Origin of the sequence: Nonomuraea sp. 3N208 (assembly GCF_052245935.1) — a bacterium.
GTDB lineage: Bacteria > Actinomycetota > Actinomycetes > Streptosporangiales > Streptosporangiaceae > Nonomuraea.
Map to the genome: position 1 here is coordinate 1 of NZ_JBQQBR010000165.1, position 1,014 is coordinate 1,014.

Sequence of the window (1,014 nt, forward strand, 5' to 3'; positions counted from 1 at the left end):
GAGCAATCGTCAATACCTGTGGATCAAGATCTTTTAAGCGGCTTTCTGGGAGTCTTCGATCGTTGGTGAGTCCTCGGGGCGTTCGACGAGCTTGCCCTTGCGGAACTTCGCCCCGGCGCGGACCAGGGCGACAAGATGAGGCGCGTTGACCGCGCGCCAGCGGGCCTGGGCCGACTCGATCAGCTTGAAGGCCATCGCCAGCCCGGCGGCGCGTGAGCCCGGCCCTTTGGTGACCTTGGTGCGGTGGCGAACGGTGGCGAAGGTCGACTCGATCGGGTTGGTCGTGCGCAGATGCACCCAGTGCTCTTCGGGGAAGTCGTAGAAGACCAGCAGTTCCCCCAGGTCATCGGTGACCTTGGCGACGGCCTTGGGATACTTGGCACCGTAGGCGGCCTGGAAGTCCTTCACTGCGGCCTCGGCGTGCTCTTTGTCCTCGGCGTTCCAGATCTCGGACAGATGCTTCTTAGCCGCCGGATGAGCGGACTTCGGTAGCGCCCCCAGCACATTAGCGATCTTGTGAAACCAGCACCTCTGCTCCTTGGCCTGCGGAAACACCTCCCGCAACGCCGACCAGAAGCCGAGCGCGCCGTCCCCGACCGCGAGCACCGGGGCGCGCATGCCCCGCCGCTTGGCATCACGCAGCAGGTCGGCCCATGACTCGGTGGACTCGCGATAACCGTCGGACAGCGCCACGAGCTCCTTGCGGCCGTCCGCGCGCACGCCGATCATCACCAGCAGGCACAGCTTGTGCTCCTCCAGCCGGATGTTGACGTGGATACCGTCCACCCACAGGTAGACGTAGTCCACCCCGGACAGGTTGCGGCCGGCGAAAGCACGCTGCTCGCCCTTCCACTGTTCGGTGAGACGCGTGATGACCGATGCGGACAGGCCCGAACTCGAGCCGAGGAACTGACCCAGCGCCGGCACGAAGTCCCCGCTGGACAGGCCATGCAGGTACAACAGCGGCAGCACCTCGCCGATCGACGGGCTCTTGCGCGCCCAGGCGGGCAGGAT

Annotated in this window: 1 protein-coding gene; it reads right to left on the reverse strand. The window is 65.6% G+C overall.

From position 1 onward, the window contains the following. Positions 1-33: 33 nt before the first annotated feature. The coding region (locus tag ACTWPT_RS60030) for an IS256 family transposase (RefSeq protein WP_443186485.1) at positions 34-1,014 on the reverse strand (981 nt) is incomplete at its 5' end.